Source organism: Seonamhaeicola marinus, from assembly GCF_008085455.1.
Genome location: NZ_VSDQ01000679.1, coordinates 778,343 through 798,929 on the forward strand (window position 1 = coordinate 778,343; position 20,587 = coordinate 798,929).

The window sequence follows — 20,587 nt, forward strand, 5'->3', positions numbered from 1 at the left end:
ATTGTGCTATCTCGCACTTTTTTAATAAATTAGGCTTATTGATAAACAGCATTTTACCAATTAATACTAAATAGTATGTCAAAATTTGGGGAACTTATAGATGTAGAAATTCCAGTATTATTAGAATTTTATACAGACTGGAATGACCAATCAACAGCAATGCACCTTGTACTAAGAGATGTTGCTGCGGCCCTTGGTGATAAAGCTAAAGTAATTAAGATTGATGTTGAAAAGAACGAAGAGTTAGCTGAAGCTTTAAGGGTAAAAACATTACCAACGCTTATTATCTACAAAGATGGCGAAATGAAGTGGCGCCAAAGCGGGGAATTAGATGCCAATGCATTAATAGGTATTATTCAAGAGTACGTTTAGTAAATGGCTTTAAACGTATAACCTTGCCCACTAAAGTGTTCTAAAACTTTTGGTAGTGCATACATCATGTTTTTTGATGATTTTTTGCTATCGTGAAATACGATTATACTTCCAGATTTAGATTTGTTTATTACATTTTTCAAACAAGCAGCTTCGCTTAGGTTGGTATCCCAATCAAACGATAATATATCCCACATAATTATTTTATAGCCTTGTTTTATAAGAGCTTTACCTTGTTTGTTGGTTATCTTACCATAAGGTGGTCTAAAAAGGTTTATGCTTGATGATTCGGTAGTTGCAATTTGTGATTTAAAAACCTCGTCACAAGCACTAACATTTTTTAAGTAGGCCTCCTTTTCGGTTTTCCAACCTTTTAAATGGTTGTAGGTGTGATTCCCGATACTATGGCCTTCTTTAAGAATGCTTTGAAAGATATCTGGATGTTTATCAATGTTAGCGCCAATACAAAAGAACGTAGCTTTTGCATTATAAGAATTTAGAATGTTTAAAACCCAATGCGTTATTTCTGGAGTAGGCCCATCATCAAAAGTGAGATACAACACCTTATCCTCATTAGGTAAGTCCCAAATGTAATTAGGGAATAAACGTTTTAAGAATTTAGGTGTCTTAACAGGTACTAGCCCCATAAACTAATTGCTAATAGCTTCAATAGTATCAGTTGATACACTAGGTTTAATATCTTCATCTAGAGGTTGCTGAGTAGCTTCTTCACCTTCATCAATGAAATACTTAAATAGCCTTAAGTAATCATTGAATACATCGCCTTCTTCGTTTGCAAACTCAATATCATGTCTAATTAAAACATCAATTAATGATTTATAGCGTTGAATATCGGTATAAATTTCTTCAAACATACGCTCCTGATTCTTCTGTTTTAAACCACTATAATACTTTAAATTTTCTTGATATTTTACAGCTACGTCTTTAAAAAGTTGTTGCGCTTTTTCCTTATTACCTACTTCATAGTAAGCTCCAATATAAGGTTCAAGAAGCGTGTAATAACCGTAATAATCAACAGGCATATTATGCATAGCTATATCGGCTATTTCTTCAGCTTTATCTAACTTATCTTCATTAATTAGTTGCTCAATTAATCTGGCTAGATTTCCTCTGTAGGTAATTGAGTTTTTTCTAGTTTCAACATCGTGATATATATCTTTGCTGCCGCTATTACCCCAATCCCATTTTTTTACTTTTTCATACATTAAATCAGCATCAACACGTCCCATATCAAAAGGATTCGCTCGGTCAACGGGTGTTCTAATTGGCACTAGTTTGTAGCACATACCATCTAGTTGAAGATAATCTTTCATCCAGATATAATCATCATCACCAAAACTTCCACCAGTAAAATAAATTGGGCGTTTCCAGTCGTTATTAGCAACAATATCTAGCATTAGTAATCTGTTTTTGTAAATAGCACCATCAGTAATTTCTAAATCTATTTTAGAAACAATTTTATCGGCATCTTTTGGCTTTACTATACCATACTTTATTGCATTTTCCTTATTCACCGGAAGTTCCAGAAACTTTGTTGGTAAATATCTTAGATTTAAATGTTGTGATGGATATCCTCTAGTGTCTTCCTTTCTAATGTTTTCTAAGAAGTATTTAAGCTTAGACTTAGGGTTATCTGTTATAAACTTTAAAGCATCTTTTATTGGGATGGTATCATTAGAAAATGGCACAAGGTTAATATAGTCGTTAGTCCCATGTCTATAGTCTTTGTGTGTTAATTGAGATGGTATAGGGTCACTTTCATAAGCCTTGCGTTTCATTTGGTCTATATACCAATCTGTTTGAAATAAGCTAGTGTTAACTATACGAACGTCTGTTCTGTAACCTTCAATTTCCTGAGCATACCAAAGCGCAAACGTATCATTATCTCCAATAGTAAATAGAATGGCATTTTCAGCACAAGAGTCTAAATACTTCCTGGCCATGGCTTGAGCTGTGTATTTATCTGAACGGTCATGATCATCCCAGTTGTTAGCAGCCAAAATTCCAGGAACCAGAACAAGACAAATTACTGTAATTATTGGAGCAGCCAATTTTTGAGGCACATACTTCTTAATCGTGTCATAAATGGCATAAACACCAAAACCTATCCAAATAGCAAATACGTAAAACGAACCAACTACAGAATAGTCTCTTTCTCTGGGTTCAAACGGACGTACGTTTGTGTATACCTGAATGGCTATTCCTGTAAATAAGAAAAACACAAGCATTACCCAGAACAATTTTTTGTCTTTATTAAATAAAAAGAAGAATCCGAAAATACCAAGTATTAAAGGAAGTAAGTAATAGGTGTTTCGTCCTTTGTTGTTTTCTATGTCGCTAGGTAAGTCGTCTTGAGAATACCCTAAAATGGCACTGTCTAAAGGCTTAATTCCGCTAATCCAATCACCATGGTTATCATAACGCCCTTGGATATCATCTTGTCTTCCGGCAAAATTCCACATAAAGTAGCGCCAATACATATAGCCAAGTTGATATTCAAATAGGTACTTAAGATTATCGCCTAAAGACGGTTTTTCTATCTCTAGGTAATCCCTTCCGTATCGTTTTAAGAAGTTATTGTAGTCCTCGTAATCAACGTTACCTTGCATAACCTCTTTTCTAAAACCATTGATTAAGCCTCTAACATCATTATCCATTTGATGTTCTGGTTTTATCTTAAAGTTTAAAAAACCAGAAAACATCATATAATTTTCGGCATGTTCACTACTCCACATTCTAGGTAAAAAAGAAGCGTGCTTAGAATTATAGTTTTGTTTTGCGTTTTTGTAATCATTTACAATGATGTATTCACCTTTCTTCTCGTCTTTTTCATACTTAGGTTTATCATCTTTGTATGGATTGTTCTCATCTAATGAAGCATAAATATCTGTAAACTGTGGCCCATAAAAAAGATGTGTCTCAGGATACTGTTCCAAATTGTAATACGCTAATAACTCTCTAGCACTAGAAGGATTATTTTCATTAATAACCACATTAGCATTAGCTCTAATAGGAAGCATTAACCAAGAAGAAAACCCAATTATAACGAAGGTTAAACAAAGAATCCCTGTATTTATATGTGTATAGTTTTTTTGTCTGGTATATTTTAAAGCGTAAAAAATAATAGCTACCAATGCAATAGCAGCGATTATTGATCCTGAGTTAAATGGTAAACCTACTGTGTTTACAAAGAATATTTCAGAAACACTAAACACTTTTAAAATGTTAGGTGCTAAAAATTTAAAAATGAACAGAAGTATAGCAACCGAAACAACATTGGCAATAATAAAGTTCTTAACTGTTACGGTTTTATAGTTTTTAAAGTAATAGATAAGCCCGATTGCAGGAATAGTTAAAAGTCCCATAAAGTGAACACCAAAAGATAGACCGATAACAAAAGCAATTAAAATTAACCATCGGTTACCACGGGGATTATCCATGTCTTGTTCCCAGCGCAATCCTAACCAGAATAAAACCGACATAATTAAAGTTGCCATGGCATAAACTTCAGTTTCAACCGCATTAAACCAAAACGAATCAGTAAAAGTGAAAGCTAAACTTCCAACAAGTGCACTGCCTAAAATCGTCTGTCCTTTTGCTTGGTTATCTTCGGTGTTACCAACAATTTTTTTAAGTAATAAGGAGATTGTCCAAAACATAAAAAGGATGGTAAATGCACTCGCAACGGCACTCATCATATTCATCATCCAACCAATTTGTGAAGGTTCTAGAGCAAATATGGAGAAAAAAGCACCCAACATTTGAAATAAAGGCGCTCCCGGAGGATGACCGACTTGTAACTTAGAAGAGGTTAAAATATACTCTCCAGCATCCCAAAAACTTACTGTTGGTTCAACAGTTAAACTATAGGTGATTAGGGCTATTAAAAAAGAGAACCAGCCTAAAATAGTATTCCATTTTTTAAAGTTCTGAATGCTCATAAAATCTAATGTTTGATTGCTTTGGCGAATTTAGTAATAAATACCGTACTTCAAATTTTTTTAAGTAAACGTTAAGGAATAAGTATTATTTTTTTAAAAAAATATTTGTTCAAACAAAACTTTGTTTTAAATTTGCACGCTCAATTACACAGTGGCCTATGGTGTAACTGGCAACACGTCTGGTTTTGGTCCAGAAGAGTCTAGGTTCGAGCCCTAGTAGGCCAACTTCAATTAAAGCTTTCATTTTCGAATGAAGGCTTTTTTGTTTTAATTGTTTTTAAAGAGTTATATTTTAAGTGGAGTAATTAAACATCTATGCTTAACTTAATAAGTTGTAATTGGTATTATTGAAGATTTCATCTTAATTGAAGCATAACAAAAATAAAAAAAACGTAAGCTTCTATAACTTACGTTTCGTTTGTTGATGTTCTAAAATAATTATCAAAAGCTTATTTATCCTCAGAAATTTGAATGTGAGTATAAAATGTTTCTTCATTATCTAAAGCCCCATGTGCATGATATTTGTAAGCTCTAGCTTCTTCTTCAGAATTCCATTCGATAATGGCTAGATAATCAGGAGCGCTTCCCGATGTTAAATCCTCATAACCACTCACCGGTTTGCTAAATAAAACCTTACCATGATGTTTGTTTATTTTTTTTTCTTTAAGCTTCTTTTTGTTATACAGCATAGTTATTTCATAAACCTTTTCATTACTAAAAGTTAAAGTAGTTTCTTGGTCAATAATAATAGCTGATTGTTTCAATTCGTCCCATATTTTTAGCCGCATGGGTTTAAGCTCGGAGTTTGGTAATTCTTTTAAAAAAGAAGCTGCGGCTTCTTTATTTGGCCAAGTGTAAAGCCCAAAAAAGTTATTTGGTTTATAACTGCCGGCAACTATATTATCTATTGGTAAATTAGCTAAAGGTTTAAACCCGTATTTTGAAGCTATTGGGAATACTTTTTGAAAATAAGCATTCATAGCTTTTTGAGCGTCTGGTTTTGTAATTGACGAAATAACTAAAAATAAATCTCCTTTTTTAAGGGAAATTTGATGTTGTTTTGTAGGTTTTGTTTTTTCCATAGTATTCATTTGATGACTTTTAACCATTGCATTTTGCCCTTTCATACTTAGAGCGAAAAAAATGAATAATGATAATGTTATTGATTTTAATTGATGCATTTTTATTGTTTTACAAGTTATTATACCAAAAGTATTGTTGCACCAAAAGACTACGAAATTTGTGTTCTATTATGGAAAAAAATGTTGTGTATGGGCTCTAAGCCACTTCTTAAACGTTCGGGAAAAGTTTAAATGCTTCTATGAATTTAGATCTGGAAACAGGAATTTTAATATTATGCCTTTTTAATTTTAATTTAGCTAGTTTACGATTACCAGAGATAAAAAAAGGTGCTTTTTTGTTTATAATAAATGAGTTATGGCATCTGAAAAAATGTAAATAAAGTGTGTCCTTCATTATTTTATTAAGAGAAACACGTAGCACTTTTTTATGAATTTTATGATTATTTACAAAATTAATGTCGCAATATACTCCCTTAGATTCAATATAAAGCAGGCTATCTGCAGGAATAGTGAAAAAATCGGATGTAGAAGAACGTATTAAAATGATATCATTTGTTCCCTTAGTAAGATCGGGGGGTAAAGTGGGAGGGTTTAGCAATTTTAATCTTTTTTTATACAAATAGAATTTATCGCTTTCTCTGAATGTTTTCCATGCAGGATGAGATAAAGCTCTAATAAAACCCATTTTGTTTTTGTAGAATGATTCAAAATATTTAGCTCCATTTTTTAAATCCCCTAGTGCAAGATATACGGCTGAAATTTCTCTACTATAGCTTCCATTTTTATCTTGCTTAAGTAAATTTTCAAACTTCTTTCTCCAAAATGTTAATTTTTTAGTGTCCTCAAGAGCTTTGTAAACTATAATTTGCATTGTAGGTGAAAGAAGTAAGTTTATTTTGCTGTTTTCAATCAACATTTTAGCTTTGAAATATTGTTCACTTAATATATAAGTCCAAATAAGAGCATCATAAGTAACTTCAGATTCCGGATAGGTTGCTAAGGTTTTTTTTAAATGTTTTTCAGCTTTATTGTATTTTTTATGAAGTAGCAACGTAAATCCATAAGTCGTATTTAGTTGTAAATTTAAAGGGTCCAATTTTAAGGAAAAGTCTAGTGTGTCTATAGCATTTTGGTATTTGCCTATAGTTATTAAGTAATAGGCGTAATAATGATGACACTTAATATAAGAGTTGTTAATAGAGAAAGCATTTTTAAAAGCATAGTAAGCTCCCAAAATATCTACATCATTAATCAGTTTAATTAAAGCCAAATTCAAATACGCATCAATGGAGTCTTTGTCTAAAGTTATAGCTTTATTGGCGGCTTCTTTTGCGTAATTATAATTTCTAATACTGTCTTTAGTAATTACAGCTGCTAAAAAAGAATAGCATTGAGCTAGTCTAACATAAGTCATAGCAAATTCCGGCTCTAATTCAATAACTTCTTTAAAATATTCAATAGCTTGTTCAATATCCTCTTTATTCCATAAGTTCCAATTTTGTAAACCTTTTAAATAATATTGGTAAGCTGTATGATTAATGTTTGGTCGGTTCTTTTTTGATAAAAATTCTAGTTCTAAATGCTTTGCTATCTTATATGAAACAGAATCAATAAGTTGAAACATGTTTTTTTCATCTTCTTCTAGTTTAATTGATAATAAACACTCATTGTTTTTGTTATTTATTAGTTGAAATTGAAATCTATAACTACTCTTTATTTTTATAAAAGTTCCTTTGAGGAAAAAATCTATTTTTGTGTTTTTTCCTAGTTCCGTGTTTAGAAGGTTTTGTGTAATATTAGAAATTATCCTAATCTCTTTGAATTGAGATAATAGATGTGTAATCTCTAGAGGTACGGCTTTTTTTATGTAATCAACCTCTGAATTATTTGATAAGTTTTCAAAATCTAAAATTAAGATAGTATGAATCAAAATCTTTGTTTTTAATCTCGTAAATTTAATACAAGCGCCAGTTTCTTTTCTTGTTTTAAACATAAGTTTAACTTAACAAAAAACTGGAGGTGACTAATAGATACGTTATGATTTGTCTTATTTAAATAAATTATGCTCTATTAGGGTTTAGTTTTTTAGTTCTTAATAATTAACTCATATTCTTAAGGTTAAGGTTGCATTAATTTAAAATTAGGAACCAATAGTTTACATCTACATAATATTTAAAACTGTTGTAATTCATTCCTTTATTGTCCTAATTAATCCAATTTGCATAAGAAATGAAAAAAATTACGTTAATCGCTAGTTTACTAGCCTTAGCTGTAACTTTTACAGCTAAAAGTCAAACCCCTCTCAAACACTTAGCCTCGTATTACACAAATGAAGAAGGTTCTGCGGAAACCGTTGCGCATGATGTGGCAAATCAGCAAGCTTTCTTCACAAACTCTGCTACTAATAGTTTTACTATTGTAGATATTAGTACACCAGCTAATCCTACTTTAGTTAAAAATGTTGATTTATCAGCTTATGGAGCAGGTCCTAACTCTATTGCAATTGCTGGAAATGTTGCAGCTGTGGCTGTAGAAGCTGATTCTAAACAAGACCCAGGAAAAGTGGTGTTTTTTGATTTAGATGGTAATTTTTTAAAAGAAGTTACGGCTGGTGCCCTGCCGGATATGATAACTTTTACACCAGATGGTAAAAAGCTACTAGTAGCAAATGAAGGTGAACCTTCTGATGATTACACAAACGACCCAGAAGGAAGCATTACTGTTGTAGATTTAACTTCTGGTGTTATGAATGCTTCAGTAAGTCATATAACTTTAGGAAGCTATAATGATAAAAGAGCTTCTTTAGAAAACAAAGGTATCCGTATTTTTGGAAATAACGGAGCTTCTTGTGTAGCTCAAGATTTAGAACCTGAGTTTATTACAGTAGTTGAAGATGGAACAAAAGCTTATGTGAATTGTCAAGAGAATAATGCTTTTATTGTTTTAGATTTAACAAACAATTCTATTTTAGATATCTTACCTCTTGGGTACAAGAACCATTTACTTGGTACACCAACTGTTGAAAGTTTTATAGTTAATGATCTTGTTGCTAGTTGGCCGGAATTAGGAACACCAGTTTATGATGGTGGACAAGCACCTGTTATGTTGGGTGGTTTTTCAGGTTTATATTATGACGCACCAAGTTGTACAGATGAAACAGCTGTTTTTTATGCTGTTCCAGATAGAGGTCCTAATGATGGTCCGGTGGGTAAATCTAGCGTTACACCAAGTACTTCCCAAAACTTAAGACCATTTAAGTTACCAAACTACCAAGGTAGAATAGCCAAGTTTACTATAAATAGAACTACTGGAGCTGTAACTTTAGACGATCAAATTCTTTTAACAAGAAAAGATGGTGTTACGCCAATTACTGGAAAAGGAAATATCCCAGGTTTTGATGAGGTTCCTGTAACATATACAGATGCAAGCACAACCTACGGGAATACAGATTATGTTGGAGCAGATTCTGAAGAATTTCATGCCTTACCTTATGATGAATTTGGAGGTGATTTTGAAGGTGTTTTAATTGATAAGAATCGTAATTTCTGGATGTGTGACGAATACAGACCAGCAATTTATAATTTTGATAGCAATGGTAAGTTAATTGAAAGATATGTGCCTCAAGGAACATCTATGTTGGGAACTGTACCACAGCCAAAAGGGACTTACGGAGCAGAAACATTACCTGCAGTATACTCTAAAAGAAGAGCTAACAGAGGTTTTGAAGCTATTGCTTATGATGAAACCAAAGATGTTATTTATGCTTTCATACAATCACCATTATACAACCCTTCAAGTGTAACTAAAAACAATTCAGATGTTATTAGAATATTAGGAATTAGTTGTGCCAACGGAGCTCCAGTTGAAGAGTATGTGTATCTTTTAGAGAGAAATAAAGATGCAGGATATTCATCATCTAGAGTTGACAAAATTGGAGATGCTGTTTATACAGGAGATGGTAAGTTCTTAGTTATTGAAAGAGACTCAGAAGGGCCAACTGTAGAGACTGGTAAAAAATATGTCTTTGAGATAGATATCAATTATGCAACAAACATTTTAGATACAAATTGCGGATTACCAATAGGGAAAGAGCTAGAAGAAATGACGGCAGATGAAATTGCATCAGCAGGAGTTCATGTGGTTCATAAAACGAAAGTAGTTAACCTACCATCAGTTGGTTATCAAGGGTCTGATAAATCAGAAGGGATTGCTTTATTACCAAATAATGAAATAGCAGTAATAAATGATAATGATTTTGGTTTAGCTGGGGCTGGTATTACAGATAACAGTGTATTAGGAATCATTTCATTTGCTAATGATTATGGTTTTGATGCTTCAAATAAAGATGATAAAATCAATATTGCACAACATCCAACATTAGGAATGTTTATGCCAGATGCTATTGCATCTTATAGTTTAAATGGTGTAGACTATATTGTTACAGCCAATGAAGGGGATGCTAGAGATTATAATGGATATTCTGAAGAAGAACGTGTAAAAGATTTAACATTAAACGAATCGTATTATCCTAATGCTGATGCACTTCAAGAAAATGAAGATTTAGGAAGGTTAAAAACAACAACAGCTACTGGAGATTACAATAAAGATGGTGTAATAGAGCAAATATATTCCTATGGAGCAAGATCGTTTTCAATCTTTGATGAATATGGTAACTTAGTGTTTGATAGTGCAGATAGCTTTGGTCAAAATATAAAATCTGAGGAGCCAGAATTATTCAATGAAGATGATGGAGATTTTGACGATAGATCTGATGATAAAGGAGGAGAGCCAGAAGCAGTTGCGATTGGAACTATAGATGGAATTACTTATGCGTTTGTTGGATTAGAAAGACAAAGTGCAATTCTTGTTTATGATATTACTGATCCTAAAAATGCTGAGTTTGTAACATATTACAAGGATAATAGAACATCAGGCGATATTTCTCCTGAAATCATAAAGTTTATTCCTGCTACAGATAGTCCAAACGCTAAAAACTTATTATTAGTAGGTTATGAAGTTAGTGGGTCATTAGGTGTTATTCAATTAGATGCAGAAATGTTATATGCTATGGCAACTAGAAGAAGTCAAGGGTCTCTAAGTTTAGATAATGTATCTAAAAACAGTTTTAAAATGTATCCTAATCCAGTAGTAGACACAAACTTAAAATTTAGTAAAGTTTTATCAGGAGCTATTTACAATATTAATGGGCAAGAAGTAATGAAATTTGAAAACAAATCAGTTTTAGATGTTTCGGAATTAACTTCAGGAATATACATTGTAAAAGCAAAAGATGAACAAAATGTTGAAGGAGCAAAACGTTTTGTAAAGTTCTAATTCAAATTTTTAAGAGATATAAAAAGCCTTTACTTTATTAAGTAGAGGCTTTTTTGATGTTAATTAATTAAAAATGTATATATTTGCAGCGTTGAAAGACGAAATAAAGGTAATGAGGGGACGGAAAGTCCCCTCTTTTTATACTAAAAAATGTTTAAGACTACAGTAGAGAATTTACTAGAGGCAGCTTTACAAGAGAGGGAGGATTTATTTCTTATAGACTTATCAATTCAAGGCGATAACCAAATTAAAGTTGTGATAGACGGAGATAATGGTGTGTTAGTTGAAGATTGTATTTTCATCAGTAGAGCAATAGAACATAACCTTGATAGAGAAGAACAAGATTTCTCTTTAGATGTAATGTCTGCGGGTGCTACAGCGCCTTTAGTTAAACAACGCCAGTATAAAAAACACCTTAATAGAACACTAAAAGTAAAAACAGATTCAGAAAAATTTGAAGGTACACTTTTAAATACTTCAGATGAAGAAATTACTTTACAGTGGAAAGTTAGAGAACCCAAACCGATAGGTAAAGGTAAAGTAACTGTAACCAAAGAAGCGAATATCGCTTATAAAGATATTGTAGAAGCAAAAGTTATGATTAAATTTTAATTCATTATGGAAAATGTCGCGTTAATTGAATCTTTTTCAGAGTTCAAAGACGATAAGCTAATTGACAGAGTAACGTTAATGGCCATCTTAGAAGAGGTGTTTAGAAGTGCCTTAAAGAAGAAATATGGTGATGATGACAATTTCGATATCATTGTAAATCCAGATAAAGGAGATTTAGAAATTTGGAGAAATAGAATAGTTGTAGCAGATGGAGAGGTTGAAGATGAAAATCAAGAGATTTCATTAACAGATGCAAGAAAGATTGAGCCAGATTTTGAAGTAGGTGAAGATGTGTCTGAAGAGGTAAAATTAGTAGACTTAGGAAGAAGAGCTATTTTAGCATTACGCCAAAACTTAATTTCTAAGATCCACGAGCATGACAATACTATAATTTATAAACAATTTAAGGATTTAGTAGGAGAAATATATACAGCAGAAGTTCATCATATTCGTCATAGAGCAGTCATTTTGTTAGATGATGAAGGTAATGAAATTGTGTTGCCAAAAGATAGACAAATACCTTCAGATTTCTTTAGAAAAGGAGATAATGTAAGAGGGGTTATTGATAGTGTAGAGCTTAAAGGAGCTAAACCATCAATTATAATGTCTAGAAGCTCCCCTAAGTTTTTAGAGAAATTATTTGAACAAGAGATACCGGAAGTGTTTGATGGATTAATTACGATTAAAAACGTAGTGAGAATCCCAGGAGAAAAGGCAAAAGTAGCGGTAGATTCTTATGATGACAGAATAGATCCGGTGGGTGCTTGTGTAGGTATGAAAGGTTCAAGAATTCATGGAATTGTACGTGAATTAGGTAATGAAAACATAGATGTAATTAATTATACAAATAACTTACAACTATTCATTACAAGAGCATTAAGTCCAGCAAGAGTAACATCAATTAAAATTGATGAGGAAAGTAAAAGAGCAGAAGTAATCTTAAAGCCAGAAGAAGTAAGTAAGGCAATTGGTAGAGGAGGTCATAACATTCGTTTGGCTGGTCAATTAACTGGTTACGAGATTGATGTGTTTAGAGAAGGAGCTGAAGAAGATGTAGAATTAAGTGAGTTCTCTGATGAAATTGATGAGTGGATCATTAAAGAATTCAACAAAGCAGGTTTAGATACGGCTAAGAGTGTACTAGAGTTAGATGTGCGCGATTTAGTTAAGAGAACCGATTTAGAAGAAGAAACAATTACAGAGGTTATTAGAATTCTAAGAGAGGAATTTGAAGAATAACACATATATTTGAGTATTTTAAAGGCGATTTATGGCTGAAACAATTAGATTAAATAAAGTATTACGCGAGCTTAATATCTCATTAGATCGTGCCGTAGAATTTTTGGATTCTAAAGGCATTGAGATTGAAAAGCGTCCAACTACTAAAATATCTGAAGATGTTTATGCAATTCTTTCAGATGAATTTCAAACAGATGCTAATAAGAAAGTGGCGTCTAAAGAAGTTAGTGAGGCTAAGCAGAAGGAGAAAGATCAATTGCGTGAGCAACGTGAGCGTGAACTTGAAGAAAAGCAAAAAGAGGCAGCCAAGAAAGAAGAAGTTGTTAAAGCATCAGGAAATTTAACCGGGCCAAAAACGGTTGGTAAAATAGATTTATCACCTAAAAAGCCAGAAGTTAAAAAAGAAGAGCCTGTAGCGCCTAAGGTTGAAGAAAAGCAGGAACCGGTTAAGAAAGAAGAACCTGTTGTTGCTAAGGAAGAACCTGTAAAAGAAGCGCCTAAAATTGTTGAAGCACCAAAGGTTGAAGAACAACCAAAAGAGGTTGTAGAAGAAAAACCTAAGGTAGAAGAAAAGCCAATACTCAAAAAAGAAACACCTAAAAAGGAGAAGCCTTCTCAAGATGAGCCATTAATAAGTGAAGGTAAGGTTGAAACCAAATATCAAAAACTTACAGGCCCTAAAATTGCTGGTGATAAAATAGATTTATCGCAATTCAATAAGCCTAAGAAAAAGAAAGAAGATAAAAAGCCAGATGCCAAGGCCGGAACTGGCGATGCCGCTAAGAAGAAAAGAAGACGTATTAGTAAGGTTGGTGGCAATAATCAACAAGGAGGAGGAAATAATAACAATAGAGGCGGACAAAATAGAAACGATCGTTTTAAAGGTAAAAACCAAGGTGGAGGAAGACGTAATATTGTTAAAGAAGAGCCAAGTGAAGAAGATGTAAAACGTCAAGTAAGAGAAACACTTGAAAAACTTCAAGGTAAGAGCTCTAAAGGAAAAGGTGCTAAATATCGTAGAGAGAAAAGAGAGCAACATAGAGATCAAACAGAAAAAGAATTACAAGCAGAAGCGGCTGAGAGTAAAATACTTAAAGTTACGGAGTTTGTAACTGCAAGTGAAGTTGCAACTATGATGGATGTAAGTGTAACTCAAATTATCTCAGCGTGTATGTCTTTAGGTATGATGGTTACCATGAATCAGCGTTTAGATGCTGAAACCTTAACTATCGTAGCAGAAGAGTTTGGTTACCAAGTGGAGTTTGTAACAGCAGATATTGAAGAGGCAATTGAAGTTGTTGAAGACAAAGAAGAAGATTTAAAACCAAGAGCACCAATTGTAACGGTAATGGGTCACGTAGATCACGGTAAAACATCGTTACTAGATTATATTCGTAAAGAAAATGTAATTGCAGGTGAGTCCGGAGGAATTACCCAGCATATTGGAGCCTATGGTGTAGAGTTAGAGGGTGGTCAAAAAATTGCCTTCTTAGATACACCAGGTCACGAGGCCTTTACGGCAATGCGTGCACGTGGAGCACAGGTTACAGATATTGCAATTATTGTTGCAGCCGCAGATGATGATATCATGCCGCAAACAAAAGAAGCAATTTCGCATGCTCAAGCAGCAGGCGTACCTATTGTTTTTGCAATTAATAAAATAGATTTACCAGCCGCAAATCCTGATAAAATTAAAGAAGGTTTAGCTAATATGAATTTATTAGTTGAAGATTGGGGTGGTAAAGTGCAATCACATGATATTTCTGCCAAAGTTGGTACAGGAGTTAATGAACTCTTAGAAAAGGTACTGTTAGAGGCAGAATTATTAGAGCTAAAAGCTAATCCTAACAAACCTGCATTAGGAACTGTTGTTGAGGCGTTCTTAGATAAAGGTCGTGGTTATGTATCTACTATCTTAGTACAAGCAGGAACCTTAAGAGTTGGAGATTATGTATTGGCTGGTCAGCATAGCGGTAAAGTAAAAGCTATGCATGATGAGCGTGGTAATAATATAAAAGAAGCTGGACCATCTACTCCTGTATCTATTTTAGGTCTTGATGGTGCACCACAAGCGGGTGATAAGTTTAACGTATTTGAAGATGAGCGTGAAGCTAAGGCAATTGCTACAAAACGTTCACAATTACAACGTGAGCAATCTGTAAGAACGCAACGTCATATTACGCTTGATGAGATTGGTAGACGTATTGCTTTAGGAGACTTTAAAGAGCTTAATATTATCCTTAAAGGTGATGTGGATGGATCTGTTGAAGCCTTAACAGATTCGTTCCAAAAGTTATCCACTGAGGAGATTCAAGTGAATATCTTACATAAAGGTGTTGGAGCCATTACCGAAAGTGATGTGTTGTTAGCATCAGCATCAGATGCCATTATTATTGGGTTTAATGTAAGACCAATGGGTAATGCGCGTTCAATAGCTGATAAAGAAGAAATTGATATCAGAACGTATTCAATTATTTATGATGCTATTAATGATCTTAAAGATGCAATGGAAGGTATGTTGTCTCCAGAGTTTAAAGAAGAGATTACTGGTACTGCTGAAATTAGACAAACATTCAAAATTTCTAAAGTTGGAACAATTGCTGGTTGTATGGTAACCAACGGTAAAATATTTAGAAGTTCAGGTGTAAGATTAATTAGAGAAGGTGTTGTAATATTTACTGGTGAATTAGCAACGTTAAAACGATTTAAAGACGATGTTAAAGAAGTGTCTAAAGGATACGATTGTGGTATGCAGGTTAAGAATTACAACGACATTAAAGAAGGTGATATAATTGAAGCCTTCCAAGAAGTAGCAGTTAAGAAAACATTGAAATAATGTTCAATTTTTGTATACTAAAAAAGCGAACCAATCGGTTCGCTTTTTTTATTATATGTCATTCAAAACTAAGTGAAGAATCTATAAATTCTCTAACTTAAAATTATGAATTTGTTTTAACCGTTTTTCTCTTTTTTCGGTTTAAAAATAAAAGCACTTGGAAACTTCTTTTTTATGCGTTTTAGAGCTCTATCTGCTTCTAAACGTGTTCTAAAATTACCAGCCCAAATTTTAAAATTAGGCGATTCATATTCAATTCGCGAGCGCCAATCAGAAAAAGATTCGTGAAATTCTTTTTGAGCAGCATAAGCCCCAGATCTACTTCCATTATAGATTTGAATCTTATACCTATCAGCGCTATTTTCTGTTTTATTGAGCTGTTTTTTTATGTTCAATAAAACGTCAATATTACGATCCTGATTAACGGTAACCTGTCCTTCTTGAGCAAAAACCGAAGCGGTAAATACTATAAAACAGGTAGTTACAATAACTCTAAAATGGTGACTCAATTTTTTCAATTTTAATAATTTGTACAAATGTATACGATATTAACTTAAATATAGATTATTTTATTATTTAGAATCCCTCTAAATTAATAATTAACAACTCTCTAACATTTCTAAAATCGACTTTAAGTATTACTTTTGCGAGAGATTTTAGAAGTATGATATTTATCATGTTTTATGAAAAAATCATACCAAAGATTAGAAGTTAATTTGACCAATAATATGAAACAGGTGATTCACCGTAGATTAAGTAAAAACCTTCTTCGTTTTAGCTTAATTTTTTTATTAGCGTTTACAACCTCGCTCTCTGCTCAAGACGGAGATCCAGCAAAAGGAAAATCATTATTTAATACAAACTGTGCCGCTTGTCACCACTTAGATAAAAAGATGACAGGTCCTGCTTTACGAAATGTAGAGCAACGTCTATCAGACAATGAAGGTCTAGATAGAGATTGGATTTATTCATGGGTGCGCAATAGCTCTGGACTTATTAAGTCTGGCGATGCTTATGCAAACAAAGTTTATAACGAGTTTGGTGGTGCTGCAATGACAGCTTTTCCTCAATTAACAGATGAGGATTTAAATAATATCTTAGCATATACCGCTCAGGAGAAAGTTGAACCACCAAAGCCTGGTCCAACCCCTGATGGAGGAACGCAAGCTTCAGGAAGTTCTGGAGGAATTTCAAACGAAATCATCTTAGGTGCTTTAGCTATTTTATTCGTGTTGTTAGCAGCTGGTCTTTATTTAGTGAATAAAACACTACGCAGATTTGCGGAAGCGCAAAATATAGATTTACCAGAGGCAACAAAAAGAAAGCCGTTATGGAAAGCTTTTGTAGAGAATCAATTCTTAATGTTGGTTACTGCAATATTCTTCTTATTAGCAAGTGCTTATTTTGTTTATGGTTATTTAATGCAAATAGACGTAAATCAAGGTTACCAACCAGTACAGCCAATTCACTTTTCGCATAAGATTCATGCTGGTGATAATGGAATAGATTGTAAATATTGTCACTCTTCAGCTAGAGTTAGTAAAACATCTGGTATTCCTTCGTTGAACGTTTGTATGAACTGTCATAAAACAATTTCAGAATACAACGGAGAAGTTACGCCTGAGCATTCTAAGGAGTTCTATGATGGAGAAATCCAAAAACTTTATAGTGCTGTTGGATGGAGTGATGCAGATCAAAAATATACTGGGGAGTCTAAGCCTGTAAAATGGGTTAGAATTCACAATCTTCCAGACTTCGTTTATTTCAATCACTCACAACACGTTACTGTTGGTGGTCAAGAATGTCAAACTTGTCACGGTCCAGTTGAAGAAATGGAAGTATTATATCAACATTCATCTTTAACAATGGGGTGGTGTATTAACTGTCACAGAGAAACAAATGTGAAAGTTGAAGACAATGAATACTACGAGAAAATTCATGCTGAATTATCTAAGAAGTACGGTGTAGAGAAGTTAACAGTTGCCGAAATGGGTGGACTGGAATGTGGTAAGTGTCATTATTAATTAAGTAAGAAGTAATTCAATTATATCATATGTCATCAAACAAGAAATACTGGAAAAGTGTTGAAGAGCTAAACGAAAATAGCTCTGTTGTTGAGACGCTAAAACAAAACGAGTTTGTTCAAGAAATTCCTGTAGATGAATTTTTAGGAGATAAAGAAACTTTAGAAGGAAGTTCTACAACTCGTCGCGATTTCTTAAAATATGTAGGGTTTAGTACTGCGGCTGCATCTTTAGCTGCTTGTGAGGGGCCTGTAAAAAAATCAATTCCATACGTTGTACAACCTCAGGAAATTATTCCTGGTGTAGCAAATTATTATGCAACTACAATTGCTAATGGTTTTGATTTTGCAAGTGTTTTAGTGAAAACTCGTGAAGGTCGTCCTATAAAAATAGAAAACAACGCTTTAGCTGGTGCTTCTGGTAACGCTAATGCCAGAGTTAATGCATCGGTTTTAGGATTATATGACAGTTTAAGAGTTCAAGGACCAAAGAAAGATGGAGCATCTGTTTCTTGGGATGATTTAGATGCTGAAGTTATTTCGCAATTAACTAAAGCTGCTGGAGCTGGTAAAGACGTTGTATTGTTAACGCAAACTTTTGCTAGTCCATCAACAAATAAGTTAATTTCAGAATTTAAAGAAAAGTACGGAAATGTGCGTCATGTGGCATATGATTCTGTTTCAGAGTCGGCTGCACTAGATGCATTCCAAGCAAAATACGGAGAGCGTGGTTTAGCTGATTACGACTTCTCTAAAGCCATGACAATTGTATCTGTTGGTGCTGATTTCTTAGGAGATTGGCAAGGTGGTGGATTTGATTCTGGGTATGCTAAAAACAGAGTTCCAGATCATGGTAAAATGTCTAGACATATTCAATTTGAATCTAATATGTCTTTATCTGGTGCAAATGCAGATAAGCGTGTACCATTAACTCCAAGTGAGCAAAAATTAGCTTTAGCCAAATTACATAGCTTAGTAGTAGGTGGAGGATTCTCAGGAGCATTACCTGCTAATGTTGAAGAAGCTGTTCAAAAAGCCGCTTCTCAATTGAAGAAAGCTGGTAGTAACGGTGTTGTTGTAACTGGTATTCAAGATGTAAATGCACAAACAGTTGTATTTGAAATAAACGAAGCTTTAGGAAGTAAAGCTTTTGATCCTAAAACGCCAATAAAAACAAGACAAGGTAGTGATAAAGAAGTTGCTGCTTTAGTATCTGATTTAAAAGCAGGTAAAGTAGGTGTGTTAATCATGAGTGGTGTAAATCCAATGTATACATTGCCTAATGCTGCAGATTTTGCTGAAGGATTAAAGAATACATTCTCAGTTGCTTTTTCAATGAAAGCAGATGAGACTTCTACCCTAGCAAATTATATTGCTGCTGCGCCTCACTATTTAGAGTCTTGGGGAGATGTTGAGTTAAAGAAAGGAAACTACGCTTTAACACAACCAACTATTCGTCCGTTATTTGATACTAGACAATTTCAAGAGTCTTTATTAAAATGGACTGAAAATGATACATCGTATTTAGATTATATAAAAGAAACTTGGGGAGCAAGTATTTTAGGCGAGAGTTCGTTCAATAAAGCACTACATGATGGTGTTTTTGTTGGAGCTATTGTAACTGAAACAGAAGAAACTGCTGAAGTTTCTGAAGAAGAAAATGAAGCACCTTCAAGTAATGCAGCTAATGCCCTAGCAAGATCTGCTAAGTCTGAAGGTTTAGAGTTAACGCTGTACTCTAAAACGGGTATGGGTGATGGTCAACAAGCTAATAACCCATGGTTGCAAGAGTTCCCAGATCCTATTACAAGAACATCTTGGGATAACTACTTAACTGTTTCTAGAGCAGATGCAGAAACCTTAGGTTTAGTAAATGAGCATGTTGCTACAGGAGCATTAGATGGTAGTTATGCTAATGTAACTGTAAATGGTACAACAGTAAAAGTCCCGGTTATTATTCAACCTGGTCAAGCTAAAGGTTCTGTTGGTTTATCATTTGGTTATGGTAGAACTGCTGGTTTAAAAGATGAAATGCAAACAGGTGTTAATGCCTTTGCTTTATATACTAACTTTAATAATGTTCAAAACGTAAAAGTTGAAGCTGCTGGTGGAATGCACGAGTTTGCTTGTGTTCAGTTACACAATACTTTAATGGGGCGTGGAGACATTCTTAAAGAAACAACTTTAGAGGTATTTAACACTAAAGATAAAAAATACTGGAATGCTATTCCAACAGTATCGTTAAACCACGAGCCTGTTGAAGTAACGTCTCAAGAAGTTGATTTATGGGACGAATTTGATCGTTCAATAGGACATCACTTTAACTTATCTATAGACTTAAATGCTTGTACAGGTTGTGGAGCTTGTGTTATAGCTTGTCATGCTGAAAACAACGTGCCTGTTGTTGGTAAAGAAGAAGTGCGTAGATCACGTGATATGCACTGGTTACGTATTGATAGATACTATTCTTCAGAAGCATCATTTAAAGGTGATGTTGAGAAGAAAGAAAATATTTCAGGATTAGGTGAATCATTAAGTCAATTTGGTGAAATGGAATCTCCAGCTGATAATCCTCAGGTGGCTTTCCAACCTGTAATGTGTCAGCACTGTAACCACGCACCATGTGAGACTGTTTGTCCTGTTGCGGCAACATCTCATGGTCGTCAAGGTCAAAACCATATGGCTTATAACCGTTGTGTGGGTACAAGATATTGTGCAAATAACTGTCCTTATAAAGTACGTCGTTTTAACTGGTTCTTATATGCAGAAAACGATGAGTTTGATTATCATATGAATGATGATTTAGGACGTATGGTATTAAACCCAGATGTTGTAGTACGTTCTCGTGGTGTTATGGAAAAATGTTCTATGTGTATTCAAATGACACAAAAAACTATTCTTGACGCTAAACGTGACGGACGTGAAATTAAAGATGGTGAATTCAAAACAGCTTGTTCTGCAGCATGTAGTAGTGGTGCAATGATTTTTGGAGACATCAATGATAAGGAAAGCAAAGTTGCAAAACTTAAAGAAGATAACCGTATGTATCACTTGTTAGAGCATGTTGGGACTAAGCCTAATGTACAGTATCAAACAAAAGTGAGAAATACAACTGAAGCATAAATCT

12 protein-coding genes and 1 tRNA gene are annotated in these 20,587 nt (G+C 33.7%); 8 read left to right on the forward strand and 5 right to left on the reverse strand.

Annotated features, from left to right (window positions below):
* Nucleotides 1–75 precede the first annotated feature (75 nt).
* Nucleotides 76–372 carry a thioredoxin family protein gene (locus FUA24_RS14520; protein ID WP_148543557.1) on the forward strand — a complete coding sequence of 99 codons (297 nt, stop codon included), beginning with the start codon at nucleotides 76–78 and terminating at the stop codon, nucleotides 370–372.
* On the opposite strand, the gene FUA24_RS14525 is transcribed toward FUA24_RS14520, so the two are convergent.
* Nucleotides 369–1,019, reverse strand: a complete 651-nt coding sequence (locus FUA24_RS14525; RefSeq protein WP_148543559.1) for a polysaccharide deacetylase family protein — start codon at nucleotides 1,017–1,019, stop codon at nucleotides 369–371. The genes FUA24_RS14520 and FUA24_RS14525 overlap by 4 nt on opposite strands.
* A gap of 3 nt (nucleotides 1,020–1,022) precedes the next feature.
* Nucleotides 1,023–4,334 (reverse strand): glycosyltransferase family 117 protein, encoded by a 3,312-nt coding sequence (locus tag FUA24_RS14530; RefSeq protein WP_148543561.1) that lies wholly within the window; start codon nucleotides 4,332–4,334, stop codon nucleotides 1,023–1,025.
* A gap of 152 nt (nucleotides 4,335–4,486) precedes the next feature.
* Here FUA24_RS14530 and FUA24_RS14535 point away from each other — a divergent pair.
* A tRNA-Gln gene (locus FUA24_RS14535) sits at nucleotides 4,487–4,559 on the forward strand.
* Nucleotides 4,560–4,783: 224 nt separating this feature from the next.
* On the opposite strand, the gene FUA24_RS14540 is transcribed toward FUA24_RS14535, so the two are convergent.
* Both FUA24_RS14540 and FUA24_RS14545 read right to left on the reverse strand, forming a co-directional pair.
* Nucleotides 4,784–5,515: a hypothetical protein gene (locus tag FUA24_RS14540; protein WP_148543563.1), complete on the reverse strand. Its 732-nt coding sequence runs from the start codon at nucleotides 5,513–5,515 to the stop codon at nucleotides 4,784–4,786.
* Nucleotides 5,516–5,624: 109 nt separating this feature from the next.
* Nucleotides 5,625–7,346: a LytTR family transcriptional regulator DNA-binding domain-containing protein gene (locus FUA24_RS14545; protein ID WP_187388289.1), complete on the reverse strand. Its 1,722-nt coding sequence runs from the start codon at nucleotides 7,344–7,346 to the stop codon at nucleotides 5,625–5,627.
* A gap of 299 nt (nucleotides 7,347–7,645) precedes the next feature.
* Here FUA24_RS14545 and FUA24_RS14550 point away from each other — a divergent pair, with 299 nt between their 5' ends.
* The 4 genes from FUA24_RS14550 to infB all read left to right on the forward strand — a co-directional run bounded on the left by FUA24_RS14550 (nucleotide 7,646) and on the right by infB (nucleotide 15,437).
* A complete protein-coding gene (locus FUA24_RS14550; protein ID WP_148543567.1) occupies nucleotides 7,646–10,750 on the forward strand; it encodes a choice-of-anchor I domain-containing protein in 3,105 nt (1,034 codons plus the stop codon).
* A gap of 150 nt (nucleotides 10,751–10,900) precedes the next feature.
* Nucleotides 10,901–11,362 carry a ribosome assembly cofactor RimP gene (gene rimP, locus FUA24_RS14555; RefSeq protein ID WP_148543569.1) on the forward strand — a complete coding sequence of 154 codons (462 nt, stop codon included), beginning with the start codon at nucleotides 10,901–10,903 and terminating at the stop codon, nucleotides 11,360–11,362.
* A 6-nt stretch (nucleotides 11,363–11,368) separates the two neighbouring features.
* Nucleotides 11,369–12,601, forward strand: a complete 1,233-nt coding sequence (gene nusA / locus FUA24_RS14560; RefSeq protein ID WP_148543570.1) for a transcription termination factor NusA — start codon at nucleotides 11,369–11,371, stop codon at nucleotides 12,599–12,601.
* Nucleotides 12,602–12,632: 31 nt separating this feature from the next.
* Entirely contained in the window at nucleotides 12,633–15,437 is a 2,805-nt protein-coding gene (gene infB / locus FUA24_RS14565) for a translation initiation factor IF-2 (RefSeq protein ID WP_148543572.1), read from the forward strand.
* Between the two features lie 116 nt (nucleotides 15,438–15,553).
* Here infB and FUA24_RS14570 read toward each other — a convergent pair whose 3' ends face one another.
* Entirely contained in the window at nucleotides 15,554–15,946 is a 393-nt protein-coding gene (locus FUA24_RS14570; RefSeq protein ID WP_148543574.1) for an SPOR domain-containing protein, read from the reverse strand.
* Between the two features lie 219 nt (nucleotides 15,947–16,165).
* Here FUA24_RS14570 and FUA24_RS14575 point away from each other — a divergent pair, with 219 nt between their 5' ends.
* A complete protein-coding gene (locus FUA24_RS14575; protein WP_148544293.1) occupies nucleotides 16,166–17,461 on the forward strand; it encodes a c-type cytochrome in 1,296 nt (431 codons plus the stop codon).
* A 29-nt stretch (nucleotides 17,462–17,490) separates the two neighbouring features.
* A complete protein-coding gene (locus tag FUA24_RS14580) occupies nucleotides 17,491–20,583 on the forward strand; it encodes a TAT-variant-translocated molybdopterin oxidoreductase (RefSeq protein ID WP_148543576.1) in 3,093 nt (1,030 codons plus the stop codon).
* Nucleotides 20,584–20,587: the final 4 nt, after the last annotated feature.